The sequence below is a fragment of the Candidatus Endolissoclinum faulkneri L2 genome (assembly GCF_000319385.1).
GTDB lineage: Bacteria > Pseudomonadota > Alphaproteobacteria > Thalassobaculales > Thalassobaculaceae > Thalassobaculum > Thalassobaculum faulkneri.
Window position 1 is genome coordinate 1295354 of sequence record NC_019566.1, and the last position, 18317, is coordinate 1313670.

Annotated in this window: 8 protein-coding genes; 5 read left to right on the forward strand and 3 right to left on the reverse strand. The window is 36.9% G+C overall.

Annotated features, from left to right (window positions below; translation table 11 throughout):
* Positions 1–181: 181 nt before the first annotated feature.
* Positions 182–2017, forward strand: coding sequence for an ABCB family ABC transporter ATP-binding protein/permease (locus A1OE_RS03735; protein WP_272942669.1), 1836 nt, complete (start codon positions 182–184; stop codon positions 2015–2017).
* Between the two features lie 795 nt (positions 2018–2812).
* Here the strand turns inward: A1OE_RS03735 and uvrB are convergent.
* Positions 2813–4873 carry an excinuclease ABC subunit UvrB gene (gene uvrB, locus A1OE_RS03740; protein ID WP_015089093.1) on the reverse strand — a complete coding sequence of 687 codons (2061 nt, stop codon included), beginning with the start codon at positions 4871–4873 and terminating at the stop codon, positions 2813–2815.
* 792 nt (positions 4874–5665) lie between these two features.
* On the opposite strand from uvrB, the gene A1OE_RS03745 reads away from it, so the two are divergent.
* The 4 genes from A1OE_RS03745 (at position 5666) to ihfB (ending at position 10087) form a co-directional block, all read left to right on the forward strand.
* Positions 5666–7012: a 3-phosphoshikimate 1-carboxyvinyltransferase gene (locus tag A1OE_RS03745; RefSeq protein ID WP_148276845.1), complete on the forward strand. Its 1347-nt coding sequence runs from the start codon at positions 5666–5668 to the stop codon at positions 7010–7012.
* Positions 6996–7643 (forward strand): (d)CMP kinase, encoded by a 648-nt coding sequence (cmk, locus tag A1OE_RS03750; RefSeq protein WP_015089095.1) that lies wholly within the window; start codon positions 6996–6998, stop codon positions 7641–7643. Before A1OE_RS03745 ends, cmk begins: the two co-directional genes overlap by 17 nt.
* 254 nt (positions 7644–7897) lie before the next feature.
* Complete coding sequence (rpsA, locus tag A1OE_RS03755) at positions 7898–9601, forward strand: 30S ribosomal protein S1 (protein WP_015089097.1); 1704 nt, start codon at positions 7898–7900, stop codon at positions 9599–9601.
* 204 nt (positions 9602–9805) lie between these two features.
* On the forward strand, positions 9806–10087 hold the full coding sequence (gene ihfB / locus A1OE_RS03760; protein ID WP_015089099.1) for an integration host factor subunit beta: 282 nt from the start codon (positions 9806–9808) through the stop codon (positions 10085–10087).
* Positions 10088–11624: 1537 nt separating this feature from the next.
* Here ihfB and addA read toward each other — a convergent pair.
* Together addA and addB are read right to left on the reverse strand one after the other, a co-directional pair.
* On the reverse strand, positions 11625–15116 hold the full coding sequence (addA, locus tag A1OE_RS03765; protein WP_015089101.1) for a double-strand break repair helicase AddA: 3492 nt from the start codon (positions 15114–15116) through the stop codon (positions 11625–11627).
* A gap of 20 nt (positions 15117–15136) precedes the next feature.
* Positions 15137–18127: a double-strand break repair protein AddB gene (addB, locus tag A1OE_RS03770; protein ID WP_158512545.1), complete on the reverse strand. Its 2991-nt coding sequence runs from the start codon at positions 18125–18127 to the stop codon at positions 15137–15139.
* Positions 18128–18317 lie beyond the last annotated feature (190 nt).

Consider the following 18317-nt stretch of genomic DNA (forward strand, 5'->3'; position numbering starts at 1 on the left):
TAATCAATGATTAGATTTTTACTCCTTCATTAAAATATAGTAATTACTATATAATTACTATATTACAAGTAATTAATCAAATAACCTATGCTAGATGGCATTTATTTTACTGAGAAAAATTTACTTAGAAATAAATGTATTGTATTTGCCATACATTTATTATAGAGCTGCAGCAGGTTAAGTGGAATCCAAGTCTTTGAGATCACATAAATCCGATATTCAACAAAATGGTCATGGTGATTGGAATACTATTCGCACTTTGATCCCATACCTATGGCCAAAAAATCAAGTAACTATCCGTGCACGAGTAATAGCAGCGTTAGTTTGCCTTTTGCTTGCTAAGGTAGCAACTGTTTATGTACCAATATTGTACAAATTAGCAATAGATATAATTTCTAACGGATCTTATTTTACCATTAACTCACTGATCACTATAGTATTTGGCTACGGCTTGCTAAGAGTTGCGCAGCAAGCTTTTGGAGAATTAAGAGAGTTTTTCTTTGCCCGAGTAACTCAGTTAGCAATTCGTACTGTAGCATTAAAAACATTCAATCATTTACACTCGTTATCGTTGCGATTCCATATGGATCGTCAAACTGGCGGTCTATCTAGGGCGATCGAGCGTGGAGTTAATGGTATTGAGTTTTTACTTTCATTTATGCTTTTTAATATTTTACCAACGCTAATTGAAATTATTATGGTCTGTGCTGTCTTATGGTATTTTTTCAATTTTTGGTACGCATTAATAACGTTATTAACCATAAGTAGTTATATAGCATTTACTATGTTTGTCACTGAGTGGCGGCTAAAGTTTCGACGTCAAATGAACGAACATGACCAAACGGCCAATACACGAGCAATAGATAGTCTACTAAACTTCGAAACAGTTAAATATTTAGGTAACGAACAACACGAAGAGAAGCGTTATGACACTTCATTGCAACGTTACGCGAATGCAGCTATTGCCTCGCGCAGCTCGTTATCATTACTTAATGTAGGTCAAGGTGTTATTATCGCGAGCAGTTTAATTACTCTAATGTCTATGGCTAGCTTTGGTGTTAAAGCTGGTACTATGTCAGTAGGTGATTTTGTAATGGTTAATACATACTTAATTCAACTTTTTTTACCATTAAATTTCCTTGGCTTTGTTTATCGTGAAATGAAGCAGGCACTGGCTGATATGGATGCAATGTTTTTTTTGCTTAAAGTAAAACGTGAAGTAGCAGATAAGCCAAACGCTATTTCCCTAAAAAAAGGAGCTGGAAGAGTTGAATTTGAAAATGTACATTTTTCCTATTGTAAAGAAAGAGAGATCCTTCGAGGTCTTTCATTCGCCATAGAGCCTGGTCAAACTGTCGCTATTGTAGGGCAAAGTGGAACTGGGAAGTCAACTATTGCCCGTTTACTATTTCGCTTTTATGACGTTACAAGCGGGGCTGTTAAAATCGATGGCCAGGATATTCGTGATGTCACTCAACAGAGTTTGCGTGCTGCAATTGGAATTGTTCCTCAGGATACAGTACTGTTTAATGATACAATTTACTATAATATAGCTTATGGTAGACCTGGCGCGACTCAATCTGTAGTGGAAGCTGTTGCTCGCCACGCGAGTATTCATGATTTTATTAAAGGATTGCCAGACGGTTACCAGACTATGGTTGGAGAACGTGGTCTGAAGCTTTCCGGTGGTGAAAAGCAACGCGTCGCCATAGCGCGCACGCTTCTTAAGGATCCAAGAATTTATGTCTTTGATGAATCTACTTCCGCTTTGGATAGTCATACTGAGCTTGCTATACAACATAGTTTGCGTAATATCTCTTTAGATCATACTACCTTGATTATAGCCCACAGGCTATCCACTTTGGTTGATTCGGATAAAATTTTAGTGCTGAAGGATGGTAATATTATCGAATACGGATGCCATGCGGAACTACTAGCTCACAAAGGCATCTATGCCTCTATGTGGAGTACTCAACTGCATGATGACAATGAGAGCCAGAGAAAACCTAGATCATAAATTAGGTGTGTATTGTATAGCTCTTGCATAATAACGCAATACTTCTAGTGACTAATCACTTAATAAGCGGGATAGATCTACTTTCAGTGCCAAAGATTTTGATAGGAAGATTAGCATTTTAAATGAATAATAAGCCAATTATTATATCTTTAAGAAAATGACTTAATTTGTTTTTTACAGACTGACTATAGCACATAGTAATTCTTGATCAAATAATCATAGATTAAGACAAAATAGTGTAGTATCTATTAATAAATTTGTATGGTAGAATGAGCTTAGCGATTTAAGATAATCTTATTCTCTCTACTATTTTGATTGTAACAAAGTTATAACTCAAATACCAATAAAATATTTAATTGAGTATTAATTTAACAATCTAATAAAGACTTATAGGTTGATCTTTTGGTTAGATAAATAAACACTTACTAGTCAATGTAGCATTGAAAAAAAAACGACTGCAAGGATACGCGATAGCTTATTATAAATCAAACAAATTTTACTAATAACAGATTAAAATCTGATTTATTTTTTTTATTGAACTAATATCCAATCAATCATTAAATTTTAAGCTTAAAAAAGCTAACTTCTACTCCTTGCTTAAAAGAAAAGTAGTTAGCTTAAATTCATTAGGTAGTTTGCTTTAATAAATATAATCCGACAGATTCGTATCTTTTAGTAATTTTGCAGCATAACATTGCTTGTTACACTGCAATCAGTCAATTAATACCGCTATCTATGTTAGTTCTTACCTGCTTTGATTTTTTTTGCTATCTCGCTATCCTTGGATATTATCGTTCAATTAGTATCAGTTAACGCTTTGATAGATTGCAGTCGATTAATTTTGTCGCGTATACGAGCAGCTTTTTCGAATGCTAGATCATCGACAGCCTTTTGCATGCAGATCTTCATATCTTGAATAATCTGTTGAACTGGTTTATCAAGAAATATTTCATCGTTGTTATTGCTTTCAACTAAAACGCGGTCACCTCGCTCGTAAATACTATCTAAAATATTGTCAATGTTTTTCTTTATGCTTTCTGGTGTAATACCATGTTTGGCATTGTATTCCTTTTGTCGACAGCGACGGCGACTGGTTTCGCTAAGAGCATATTTTAAGCTAGTAGTCATTTTGTCAGCATAAAGAAGAACCCTGCCTTCTACGTTTCGCGCAGCACGGCCGATAGTTTGCACTAAAGCTGTTTTAGAACGCAAATAGCCTTCCTTGTCAGCGTCAAGGACGCAAACTAGAGCGCATTCTGGAATATCAAGCCCTTCGCGTAATAAGTTGATGCCAACCAAAACATCAAAAATACCTCGTCGTAGATTATTAATAATATCGATACGCTCTAGTGCATCTATATCGGAATGAATATATTGTACTTTGATTCCAATCTCTTTCATATATTCAGTAAGCGCTTCAGCCATCTTTTTAGTTAAGACAGTAATCAGTACACGATGTTTTTTGCTTGCAACATCCTGACACTCAGCTATACAATCATCAACCTGGCTTTTAGCCGGACGTATTTCGCATATAGGATCGATTAAACCTGTTGGACGTACTAGCTGTTCGGTAAACAATCCACCAGTTTGATTCATTTCCCATAAACCTGGTGTAGCAGAAACAAATATTGTTTGTGGCCGTATACCATCCCATTCCTCAAACCTGAGAGGGCGATTATCCATACAGGAAGGCAAACGAAATCCACACTCTGACAAAGTGTATTTGCGAGCGTAGTCACCCTTAAACATGCTACTGATTTGTGGAACAGTAACATGACTCTCGTCGACGATTAATAAAGAATTTTTTGGCAAATATTCAAATAGTGTTGGCGGTGGATCTCCAGGGTTACGGCCTGAAAGATAGCGAGAATAATTCTCTATGCCAGAACAGGATCCAGTTGTTTCGATCATTTCAATATCAAAGATAGTGCGTTGCTCTAATCGCTGAGCTTCCAATATTTTGCCAGCTTTATTCAATTCATCAAGCCTGACCTTCAGTTCTTCTTTAATCAAGCGAACGGCTTGCTGTAACCTTGATTTTTGCGTCACATAATGCGAATTAGCAAAAATTTGAATCGAATTGAGAGCAGAGATTATTTCACCTGTCGTAGAGTCAAATTCCTGGATTGACTCTAGTTTATCTTCGAAAAAAGATAAACGCCAAGCGCGATCTTCGAGGTGAACTGGCTGAATTTCCAAACTATCACCTATTACACGAAATACTCCACGCTTTAATTGACTGCGCTTGCGCTTATACTGCAAATCAATTAGCTTACGTACTATAGCTGTATAGTCAATTGGTTCCCCTACTTTTAACTTAATAACCATATTTGCATAGGTTTCGATTGCGCCAATACCGTATATGCAAGACACTGAAGAGACAATGATGACATCTTTCCGTTCTAGCAAGGCTCTAGTTGTAGCGTGGCGCATACGATCAATTATCTCATTAACCGAAGATTCTTTTTCAATAAATGTATCAGTGCGTGGTATATATGCTTCAGGTTGGTAGTAATCATAGTAGGAAATAAAATACTCTACCGCATTGTTAGGAAAGAAGTTTTTCATTTCTCCGTAAAGCTGAGCAGCTAAAGTTTTATTAGGTGCTATAACGATAGTTGATCGCCCTATAGCTTTAATGACATGGGCAATAGTAAAAGTTTTACCTGAACCGGTAACACCAAGTAAAACCTGGTCCATTTTTTTGTTTCTTATACCGTAAACTAACTCTTTAATTGCTTGTTTCTGATCTCCAGCAGGAGAATAGTCAGAGACTAAATTAAATAGTAGATTTTCATCTTGATCAGAAATATTTTCATTAATCTTAGTGCTAAATACAGTATTCGTAAAACTCACCCCCCCCCCTTTTTTTTTAAAAAAAATATAACAAATATTAAACTTCTTCTCAAATACTAATTTTTAATTTGCATCAAATTATTAATGTTAATTTTTAACGATATCATAACAACCCTCTTTTAAGCTTAAGTTGAAATGAATACTCTAGATATCTTAAAAAAAAATAACAACTTAAATTACGATTTTCTTGATTAATGATAGTGAATTAAATACTAGTAGACATACAATAATATTTTAATCCTATTGTAATATTCTAATAAATAACTGGTATTATAAATGCTTCCCTTTAAAAGTTGAATGATCTTATCTAGCAATGTAATTGCATTGTAATTATGCTGAATTTATTACAGAAAAGCAAAGGTAGACATTGACGAGTTAATAAAGAATAAAATTTTTTACTAAAAATTTAGTATTAAATAATTTTTCAAAAGTATTTAATTGATATAATTAAGAAATTAATAATTTATTATTGACTATATAATTATAGCAAATAATAAATTTGTTGTGCTAATTTTTTCAGCCAATACTTTAGCTTAAAAAGCTTTAGTCATGCTTTGAATATTAGAAATGACATATTTAAACGTTCTGTATATTATTCCATCATTGGAACTTTAGATAGTTTTAAATGATTTTTTTACCAAGTTTATATTTATTGCTATTTTGCATAGGATTAGATAATTAGCAGCAATTTAATTGACATATTAGTTTTTTTGTATTAACCAAATTTTCCAAGAAAAAGTTATGATTCGTCAGACAATCACTTGAATGCTATCTTCTGATATGGAGCCTTTAGTGACTAAGCGGCTGATTTCATCACGTGCTCGCTCGTTGGCTGGGAAAATAAATATTCCTGGTGATAATTTAATTTCTCAACGTTCCCTAATCTTAGGAAGCTTATCGATAGGTGAAACCATAATAGAAGGTTTGTTAGAAAATGATGAAGTGCTTGCAACAGCTAAAGCGATGCAATCCTTCGGTGCTACTATTGAGAAGATGGGAAAAGGAGTACACTGGAGAGTAGTAGGTCGTGGCGTAGGTGGTTTAGACGAACCAACAGATGTGATCAACTGCAATAATGCCATTTCTAATCTGCAATTGCTGATAGGTGCAGCAGTAGGTCAGCCGATAACGACTTTTTTTACTGGCAATGGATCTTTCCAGCCTCAATCGCTATGGCAAACTGTGGAGCCATTGGAAAGTATGGGGGTTAAAGTTGTTGCCCACAAAGGATTTACTCTACCAATTGCGGTAATTGCTCCTGAAACGCTCATACCGATTAGCTATATTATGCCAACTTCTTCCGATTCAATTAAATCAGCTATCCTCATAGCAGGTATAGCCGCTCCGGGTGAGACTACCTTGATTGAAACAGTAACAACCTATGATCATACTGAAATAATGCTGCGTTATTTTGGCGCTGAAATTAACATAAAAAATACAGAGGCAGGTCGTTGCATATCGCTGCTTGGTGAGGTGGAGTTGACTGGGCGTCAGATCGTAATACCCGCCAATCCTGCCTCAGCTGTTTTTCCAGCAGTTGCCGCTTTATTGATAGAAGATTCTGAGATATTATTACCCAATGTAGGTGTTAATCCGCTGCGTTTCTACGTTTTCGAAGCTTTGCAAGAAATGGGGGCTGATATTGAGCTGATTAACAGGCGTATGAAATGTGGTGAGCCAACCGCTGATTTAGCCGTGCGTCACTCACGTCTAAAGGGCATAGAAGTACCACAAAAGCAAGCTCTGTCGATGGTCAATGAATATCCTATTTTCTTAGTTGCGGCCGCTTGTGCTGATGGTGTGACTATTATGCGAGGGCTTATCTCTGGAATGAAAGTAAAGGAACGTAACCAGCTAATTGATACTATCAATGATTTGATTTCCGTTGGCGTTCAGATTGAAATAGATGGTGCTGATCTAAAAGTCATAGGGGCTAGTAATGGTATAGCTGGTGGTGCAAAGATATCAGTTGATATTAACGATTGCATTATCCTAGCTTTTCTCGTGCTAGGCATGGTCTCGATGGATAAGATCGCTATCGATGTCGTAACGGGGGTTATTAACTCTTTTCCCAGTTTTAGTAAGCTGATGAATAAAGCCGGCGCATCAATTACAAATATCGATGATTATTGCTATTGATGGCCCAGCAGGGGCTGGTAAAGGTACTCTTTCGAAGTTACTAGCAGATTATTTGGGATATCCGTACTTAGACACAGGTGCGTTGTATCGAGCAACGGCTCTCTCTTTTATCAAAAATGCTGCCGATCCTGAGGATCCAACAGTTGCAAAATCTACGGTAGAATCTATCATAATTGATATGATTGATGGAGATGATTTGCGTACTAGCGAAGTAACGTTAGCCTCTTCTAAGATTGCTGCAATTCCGGCTGTGCGTGCAGCTTTGCTTGATTACCAGCGAAAATTTGCGCATCGTCCTCCTGGTGCTATTTTAGATGGTCGTGATATTACTACAGTGGTCGTGCCCGAGGCTAATGTAAAGTTGTTTGTTACAGCTTTATTAGAGGTGCGTGCTCTTCGCAGATATCAAGAGTTGCTAGATCGCGGTGAGGTCAGTATATATGATAAAGTTCTAACTGAAATTAAAACACGTGACGAGCAGGATAAAACTAGAACTAGTGCTCCCATGCGTAAAGCAGATGATGCGATTGAGATTGATACCTCGTACCTTAAACCGTTGGGTGTTTTGCGTATTGCTTTAAATATTATATCGAGGCGGCAAAAGGAAAATTTTAAGATTTTAAGCCTTTAATTAAAGAATTAATTGCTACAGTTATTTTAAATAAATTTTATGTTAGAGAGGAGTATTATAGAAATTTTCATCAATACTTACATAAGACAGTATATCTTAATACGGACTAACGCGGTATTTAATCCTCACTGCAAAGGAACATTTTTATACCAAATTTCCGTTATTATGATTTTATAATACGTAGCTAACTTGTTGTTGTATGCTATAATTGTATTTTGTTATTTCTACTTTTACGTATTTTTTGAGGAGAACTAATGGCAGAAGCCGCTTACGCGGACGAATTTGAATCCATGTTAGAGGAGTCATTCGGTCATGTACCCTCGATTGAGGGCAGTGTAGTTAAAGGTATAGTAGTAAGCTTGGAGAATGGAAATGCACTGATTGATGTTGGGCTTAAATCTGAAGGGATTGTGGCGCTGAAAGAATTCACTTCTTCGAGTCATGATGTTAAACTAAATGTTGGGGATGAGGTTGAAGTTTATGTTGAACGCTTAGAAAACAATAATGGTGAGACAATACTGAGTCGTGATAAAGCGCGTCGTGAAGAGGCATGGGCTGCTTTAGAGCGTGCATTCAATAGTAGCGAACGAGTTACCGGTATAATCTTTTCGCGTGTTAAAGGCGGTTTTACCGTTGACCTATCTGGTGCAATGGCTTTTTTACCTGGTAGTCAGGTTGATATTCGTCCAGTGCGCGATATTGGTCCATTAATGGGTACTCCTCAACCATTTCAAATTCTTAAGATGGATCGCCGGCGTGGTAACATTGTAGTTTCTCGTCGAGCTGTTCTTGAAGAGAGTCGTGCAGAAGCAAGAAGTGAATTAGTTGCTTCGCTGAAGGAGGGTATGATTCTTCAAGGGGTAGTTAAAAATATCACTGATTACGGCGCTTTCGTTGATTTGGGTGGTGTTGATGGACTGCTGCATGTGACTGATGTTGCTTGGCGTCGTATTAATCATCCTACTGAAGCCCTACAGATCGGTCAAACTGTAAAAGTGCAGGTTGTTCGTTTCAATCCGGAAACACAGCGTATTTCTCTAGGTATGAAGCAACTCGAAGCCGATCCTTGGGAAGATGTTGAAATGCGTTATCTTATCGGCACAAAATTTGCTGGTCGAGTCACTAACATCACTGATTACGGCGCTTTCGTTGAGCTTCAACCTGGTATCGAGGGTTTAGTGCATGTCTCTGAGATGAGTTGGACTAAGAAGAATTTTCATCCTGGCAAGATTGTTTCAACCTCTCAAGAGGTTGAAGTAATGATCTTGGATGTTGATCCGCAAAAACGTCGTATCTCTCTTGGTTTAAAACAGTGTCTTGGTAATCCGTGGGAAGCCTTTATTAATAAATACCCGCTGGATGCAGAACTTGATGGGGAAATAAAAAACATTACTGAGTTTGGTTTGTTTATTGGACTTCCCGGTGAAATCGACGGCATGGTACACCTTTCAGATATCGACTGGAATATTCCGGGTGAAGAAGCAATCCAAAAGTACAATAAAGGTGATATAGTTCGTGCGAAAGTTCTAGATGTTGACGTCGATAAAGAGCGTATTTCTCTTGGTATTAAGCAATTAATAGCTGATCCTTTTGAAGTGGGTGCTGCTAATACTCGTAAAGGAGCGGTTCTGACCTGTATAGTAACTAAGATTACTGACGGCGGCATTGAAGTTAGTGTAGGCAACGGTATGAACGGCTTCATACGAAAATCAGATCTATCCCGCGATCGTTTCGAGCAACGCTCTGATCGCTTTGCTGTTGATGAAAAAGTTGATGCTAAAGTTATCAATGTTGACAACAAAACACGTAGGGTACTGCTATCCATTAAGGCCCGCGAAGTCGAAGAGGAGAAAAAAGCAATGCAAGAATATGGCTCTTCTGATAGCGGTGCGAGTCTGGGTGAAATTTTGGGTGCTGCGTTAAATCAACGTGAAGAAGGTAAAAAGACAAATGATTAGTGAAATTTAGTCTAATAGCTTGCAAATTAATCTAGTTTACTTTGTAGTTTGATTGTTTTTAGTGTATTTGCTAGTAGGCATTTATACAATAATTTAATTTTTAAGCAAAATTCATACTTACTGTTACCACTAGTGAGTATGAGTTGTATGAGAGTAGATGCTCTGTGCTTAGATTTATACAAAACTTAACAGAGGCTATAAATTATGACTAAGTCCGAATTGATTGTTCGACTCGTTGAAACAAATCCACATTTGTTTCAACGAGATGTTGAATGTGTAGTTTCCACTGTATTTCAAAAAATCACAGAAGCGTTGATACGTGGTGACCGCGTTGAGTTGCGTGGTTTTGGTGCGTTTTCTATTAAGCAGCGTGAAGCAAGAGTTGGACGTAACCCACGTACAGGTGAATCTGTAAGTGTTGCAGGTAAATACATCCCTTTTTTTAAGACAGGGAAGCTGCTTCGTGAAAAGATAAACGTTAGTTGACAGGATTTTTTAAAATATACCTTTGCGTTTTTAGGATCACAACCATCATTCAGATACCGATAAATTCATAGACTACTTTATTATTGATAATTCAATGTATTGATGTATTTTTACAAGCTACTTTCACAGATTATATATTTATCGTAGAATATCTGTGAAAGTAGCTTGTAATCATTAGTAAATTTATCAAACTTATTTTTGCCTATCTTTAGCAAAGATTACATTAGTACACGAAAAATAGTCAGTAATTAAAGAATAACCTAATAGATTATTTTGTGGATAATAACTTCAAGATAACTGATTTATAATTATCGTTTACTAATTGTCCTATAATTCAAATAGCAAGTTTAAATATGCTTAATTATCCAAAGTATAGTAGTACAAATAGCCTAATTTATTGCCATTATTTTTATAAAAGAAATTATTTCAAAAATAATATTATTGCTTTTCCATTTTGAAATAGATAATTAATATAGTCCTCTATAGTTATTATTTTGTATAGTACTAAAAGAGTAAGGCGTATATAATAAAAGTATTTATCTTAAATAAAATCACTGCAAAAATAAATTTGATTAATAAAAATTATCGCAAATTTATTAAAGAATCTATTATCCGTGAATTATCTATCATTAAGATATTTGTGTGATTAAAATATACCAAAATCTAAATTATTAATCCTAAATTATGGTACATTCGCTTAAATATATAAAATTTTTTGTAAATTTTTTATATTGTTTGTTTATAATTAATTTTCGATTATAATCGAGTATGTCCTTATAACCCTACCTAAGGAAATTGTTATTTTATTCCAAATAAACTAATGATTTTAGTATTTAAAAAAGCAATCAAAATTCTATCAATTCAATCGATGATATATACCTAATATTTCTTTCCTGGCTTTTGCCATGATAAAAAGAAATTAAAAATTTCAGTAAGGTTGTCTAAGAGAGAACTATTTTCTTTTTTTTAATAGATTTCACCAAATAAAATATTTTACTTTATTAAAATTAATATCTATTAAATGCCATATGTCAGTTCGCTGTATTCGCAATGCTGAAAAAATTAATTATTGTTTGCTGTTTTTGGTTAACTATAAAATAATACTCTATAAGCAAATAAAATTGAACAATAACTTACTGTCTTCAAAGGGTGAGTAGATTAATACACACGAAAGTATATGATTAATCAATCCATAATATAAATTTTTACAAATAAATAAATACTTTTCCTCTAGGCATTAGATTATTAACTAGGTAAAGACTAAGCTAAGATTAATCAAAAGATTAAATTAACATATTATAACCATATTAAAATACAATTTATAATTAGTCTACTCCAACAAAATACATGTATTCATATATCAAACGTATCTTTAATACTACATTAATAAACTTACTAATATTGCTTAATACTACTAAGTATTAAGGTAAAATTGTAAAGTAGTATTTTAATAAATTACAAGATCAATGCACTCAAGATTAAGCTCTGGAATGATCTTTGGATATTGCTTTTTTGACGGAAAAAGAGAGAATAGAAGTTAGCAATTATGATCAAAGTGTATCATAATGTTTTGAAGATAATCATTAGGTATCGGCATTAGGCAAGGTACACTTATCCAAAGAAATGCGCAGCGTACTAACCGACCAGGGTATAAAAAAGATACTAATGTTCTATAAGCTGCCATCTGCTGTAGATATGATTCTTCTACATAACTAATTGACATTGGTGCTGATCGATTACTTTTGTAGTCAACAATAAGTATAAATTTATTACATACGACTAGTCGGTCGATTATACCGGAAAAATTTTGTAAACCATTTGGTCCAAGCAATTGTCCAATAATTGGCACTTCTGCTCGCGAGTTAAAAGCAAACACGGGAGCAAATTCTGGATCATTGAGGACAAGTAACACTTCTTCCAAACAATCGTGTATTCTATCAGGATGACTAAAAGTATCGATATGTCTGCTAATTAAAGCGCGGCCGGCTTCAGGGCGATGTTTCGGCTCTAGGTTAGGAAGAACTTGAAACAAGCGATGTAATAATGCACCTCGCTTGAGCTGATCTGATTCATTCTTTTGCAACGGGGAATTAACAATATTATCATTAACTAATAAACGAGACGGAGCAATAGAGCGCGAAATAATCGTTTTGCGCGAAGCAATTGCACTAACATGAGCCCAAGAAGGTAGTGATTTAGGATACTGACTTGTATTAATGACACTCGATTGAGATAAATTTAATTTCTCCCCAGTAGTTAATACCAAGCTACCATCTTCTTTCTCTTCAGCAATGGAACGCATAGCCAAGTAAGCTTGTCCAAACCAGCTTTTTTCAATTTTGTCATACTTTTTCTTCCAGCCACAGAAGATCAGCCAATCTTCAGCTCGAGTCATGGCGACATAGAGCAAACGTTGGTATTCCGCTTCCATCACTGATTGTGACCTTACCCGTGCAGCCAAAGAAATATTATCGGCAGTAGAGATAGATGGCAACCATAGTGGTATATCAATGCCATCGTGATGCCAAATTATGGTATTACGCAACTGCGGTGCACGAATTGTATCTGGCAATATAACAATTGGAGCTTGAAGACCCTTAGCACCATGAACGGTCATTACTCGCACCTGATTCACTTCAAGGCTATTTGATTGGCGTTTTACTTCATATTTGCTACTCGTAATCGTATGCAGAAAGCTTTGTAACGATGGTGGGTTATCATGTTCGTAATCTAAAGCATGATTTAAAAATTCATCAATCGCATCATTACATTCAACTCCGTATCGGGAGATTAAGCGCTCACGAACACGTTCAGTTGACAAAAGCTGCTGGTAAAAATCATAAGGGTGCAAGCGGTTTGCCATAATTGTCCAATTAGCAATTTTTTTAGCTGCCTTATCAAAAACGATGTTTTTATTTGCCACGCGCCAAAGCTCTGACCACAAGCGGTGCTCTTGACGTCCACAAGCAAGATCCAGCAAATCCTCTTCTTTCAAACCTATAAGTGGACTTTTCAGGACAGTAGCTAGAATCAAATCGTCATCAGGTAGCAGAATTACCTCACCCAAAGCTATTAAATCACGTACCGCCATATGCTCGGTTAGCACCATTCGATCAACGCCACCCACTGGTATCCCGGTAAACTTAAAAGCACGAACTAATTCTGTCATAAAAATACCGCGTCGACGAACCAGTATCATGATATCACCTGGACGAATAAGGCGGTTTTTTGCCTCTAATAACTTTCCTGAACTAAGCCAGTCAGCAATGCGTTGCACAATAATTTGACTTAAGCGCCTAACAGGATGCTTCTCCACAATAGTAATAGATGATAATGCTGACCAGTAATTAGATTTTTCCTTTTCGTTCGCTTCAATTAATGGCCAAATCTCAACTCTTCCTACCTGGCCAATACGACTACTCTGATGCGTAATCTTACCCTTAACACCAGCAATGACATCTGATAACCCGTGATTTACGTTATCATAGCTAAAAACGGCATCTACTGCCCTTAATACAGCAGCTGTAGAGCGAAATGACACATTCATTTCCACATTACGAAAACTCTTATTGGCAGTTTTTGCTCGTTCAGCTAAATATGATCTTGCATTCATAAATTCTTCGAGATCAGCTCCCTGAAAACTATATATTGACTGTTTTGCATCGCCTACGACAAATATACTACTCAAGCTTTTAGACTCTTTATCGCCTACACTATTCTCTCCATTAAAAAAGATGTCGTCTGCCAACGCACGCACTATTTCCCATTGTGCTGAACTGGTATCTTGAGCTTCATCAATTAATATATGTTCCAAATTGTTATCCAATTTAAATAGCACCCAAGCATCTTTCCTCTTAATAGCAAGTAAACGACGTAAACGTTCTACTAAATCTTCAAAATCAAGCAAACCAGAACGCGATTTAGCTTTCTCATAAGCACTAATTACAGCAACAGAGAGCCGAATTAATGCAGCTGATCGTGACGCCGTGTCTAATGCCTTACGCATCTCTTCGACTGCTAAGATACGTTTCGCTTCATTGGTTAGATTATCGACTAAGCTAGCTGCTTTATTCTGAATTTTTTTAGTAGCAAATCTGGATAAAATGCCGCCTTCCTGTGTCAGGAAGGCGCGCTTATAATCATCCCAAGCTAATGCCATTGCTTTGACATTCGGTAGAGCAAGCCAAGTAAATACTGTATTCGCGCGTTTAATATCAGTTTTACTCCCACCTTCTAAGGCTCGTGCGGCATCATACAACGCTTTGCGATCGAACGCATTGTCTTTGCTTGCATTGCAACGAATACTTAAGTCAGTATCCGTTGCATTGGTGCCAAGAGTATCATGTAAACTAGCAATAATTTCTTCGATACCACCTGCTAGCTCTAATGAATGCATCAACCGCACACGGTGAAACAACATAGTCTTTAGTAGATCACTTATATTTTGCTCAACAGCTCGCTCAGTTACTATACTTAAAGCACTAGCTAAAGCACTATCATTTTCAGTACATGCTAATTCCAGTACGAAGCGCTGTGCATCATCCAGCATAGATACTTTCTTCCGATCGTCGACAAGACTAAAATTTGGCGTTATACCAGCTTCTAGTGGAAAGCGGAGAAGCAAAGAATGAGCGAATGCGTGTATTGTTTTAATATTCAAACCGCCAGGTATGTCTAGCACTTCGGCAAACAGACGCCTTGCTTTATTTATGCGCTCCTGGCTAACTGCTCGATTATCAAGCAAGTTCAATTCTTGCCTTAAATCATCAGTGCTAATTATTGTCCATTTGGAAAGGATGTGCAATAAGCGTGTAGATATTTCTGTCGCAGCAGCTGTAGTAAATGTCAGACAAAGCAAACCCCGTGGATCACAATCAAGCAACAAAAGATTTAGCAATCGATCGATTAATACTTTAGTTTTGCCAGAGCCAGCTGAAGCAACTACCCAAACAGAAGTAAAGGGATTAATAGCTTCTCGCTGATTAAGAATAGCTTTCTTAACTGTGGTAAAAGAGTCAAAGGCACTCATTTTTAATCATTGTCATTCAACTACCAATCACCAACACGCGCTAAGTGTTCGTAATCCCTAAAGCGTAAATTGTAATGCGAATAAGGAGCAGCGTAATAAGGAGTTTTTTCATTATCAAAGGTAGCAATCAATGACTCCAAACCACTACGCGCTTCACTAATCAAATCTGGTACAATCTTGTCAACAAGATCTATTCGACCAGATTGATTGCCTAATCCCACTCTCCAGTATTCTAGCGAAGAAATATCTGTAGCTACAATATCTGAGAATCCTCTAGCGAGCAAAATCATAGCCTCCAAAGGAAGTTGTGATGCCCGACCATCTTTCAAATCACTTAATGTTGGGTTTAATCCAGTCTTATAATCAACAATTGAATAACTACCATCACTGTTTTTATCAATACGATCAACGGTACCAAAAAGTTCAAAAGTCCCACCTGGAGCAGGTATAGCAATTGTCCCCTTACGCTCAATAGTCGAATAATCAAGCGACTTTCTTCGTTCTTGTTCTACTTTTATGAACCAACTTGCCACTCGTTCAAAAAATGGCCACCAAAAAGCCCAAATACTAAGGCTATTTGCATAAGCAGCAAAACTGCGCTTGCCATATGCAATTAAAACTTTATTTGGTTCAGACGGCAAAGTCTGAGGATAATCGTGTACAAAGGCACCTAAAGCGTCATGAATTGCCTTGCCGTACTCAGCAGCTCCAACTTTCATATCAATTGGAGCCAGCTTACGCAAATTTAAAATATAACGTGCATAAATAGAATAGGGGTCGCGTAACCAAGTATCAATTTGAGTTACAGACAAACGTCGCGGCCGCTGATTCAACCGCGGCTGTGGCCGCGGTTGTTGTCCAGGATCAAAAACTTTAGGCATGTCAAGCAAAGTATAACTGTAAGATGGTAATTCTTGCCAAAATTTTAACTTTTCTTCGCTATGTAGCAGACGAGCAACAGTATCGAGACGCAACAACCAGCGCGCAGGAATAGTAGGATTGCTGCCCGTTCTTTGAGAACGGGTAAGAAATATTTCTTGAACGCCCATAGCCATAGCTATATCATGGGCCATTTGACCAGTGGTCAAATCAACATCTGGCAAACCAAAATTTCGACGCATGAGACGACTACTCATCCATGGATCTAATTGGGGTTTTGACGGGCATTTACCTTCGTTAAGCCCACCCAAGATCAGTCGATCAAAGGTCTGTAGCCTCGCCTCTGCGAATCCTAAAATATGCAATCTTGCATTCATGTTGTAGTGAGGTATCAGAACTCTTTTTTCTAATAACATATTAAATAATTCAGGCCAATCCGCTCCAGCAATCGGATTAAGAGCACAAGCAACGTCAATAAAATCTCTAAACAGCTGCGCTACAACCTCGCCATCTTCCCCGGCCCATAATCGCAAACTGCCATGAGTATCATGAGAAGTTGCAAACATCTCCGCTGCACGCAAATGAATATCCATAATATCAGTTAATAATATCGAAGGATTGGATAAAGCTACTTCAAGCGGTCCAAGAGCCTTGCTTAACCACTCGCAGAAATGAAACAATAGATCTGCAGCATTTTGATTAATGGTTTTTGATAGTATTATGGTTTTGACAAACTTTAATAATCCAGCTAATCCAGTTGGAGGACGAGGTCCACGCAATACTTCGCGATCAATGACTCTAACTGCTAATTCTAAGCGTTCTGACGTTAGCTCGCAATTGCTTAACTGATGTTTAATCAGCGATAACAAAGCTACTGGGGAACAATCTATAGCTGCTCGAAGCACAAGGCGCATAAATATTGCCGGTACACTATTAGACAAAGGAAAACTACCAAAATCTTTAATTGCTATTTCTTCACCGTATTCCTGCCTGATTTGCCAACGATGTAGCTCATTTGACACTCGACGAGCAAGATCGCGATCATTAGTAACCAACGCAGCATTCTTGTCAGGCTTCTCCAGCACTTCACGCATAAGTAATGCGATGACCTCAGCTTCCTCACGCGAAGAAGGCACTTCTATTTTAATAATTTTCTCAAAATCAGCTGGCTTAGGCCCTCCAACAGCAGTAAAAAGATTACACCAAACATTAGTAGTAACAGCAGGTCGCATAACCTCATGGATGAGTCGATCACGTCCAGTACTGCTAAGCGAAGGTGACCAGTACTGGACCTTAACTCGAGTAATGCCTAATGTGCTTATAATTTTGTTCATACCGTGCTGTGGATGGTTTGGGTCATTGGCAATAGCATTCCAGGTCAACTCGTCACTATAAATATCCAGACCAGGTAGCACAATTGCCCCATTGGGCAAACCCAATACAGCTTTCATCAGTTCTGCAGTAGCAGGAATTAAGTTGGTAAATCCAGCTACGACAATCAAACTGTTAGGTTGCTTAGCAAGCAGGTATGAAGCTTTAGCTCTTATTAAAGCATCTCGTCGAACTATTGGATCAACCAACGACAATTCTTTCAACCGTGTATTCCAACCTTTCAGCAAAACTGTCAGCATTGCAAGGGTTTTATCCCAAGAGCTAGCATATGAATCTGGAACAAGGTCTTTTAACGAGGTAAAGCATAATTCATGAATTTGCATTTCATCGATCAGATGAGATAACTTTGTTGCTAAAAGATACGCTTGTCCTGGAGTATACGAAATATTTCCATTAGCATAGGTATGAAAAAAACCTATTATTAAATGCATCAATTCTAGATTACGCTGCAAATCATTTATTGCGGGAAGAATTTCTAGAGCATAAGCTTCATCACTGTCTGGTTTTGCCTTCCAATCCAAAAAATATTCCTGCTCATCTGTGATAGTAGATAATTTGGGCAACAATACCACAGGATTTGGCGATAAACGCAAGAAAGACTTCGCAATTGCACGTATTGCGATACGATTGGGTAGTATTACCTGTACATCGGTTAATTCAATAAGATTGCCATTAACTCGTTCCCATATGCCTGCTGCCAAACAATCTAAAAATGGTGCAGTAATGGGAATATTATACACTCCACTGGTCATATAACATTTAATATTAGTTTTATAAAGAAAATCTCTCACTGAGAATTACGCGTTATCGCATAAATTTTTAAAGTTTTAGGAAATTTATTTAGTGTCTTACTTCAAGTATTTTTAATCACGATAGAATAAATTAGCGAATTAATGCTAATCTGATCAGCTAATAATATAGATGGCTTAT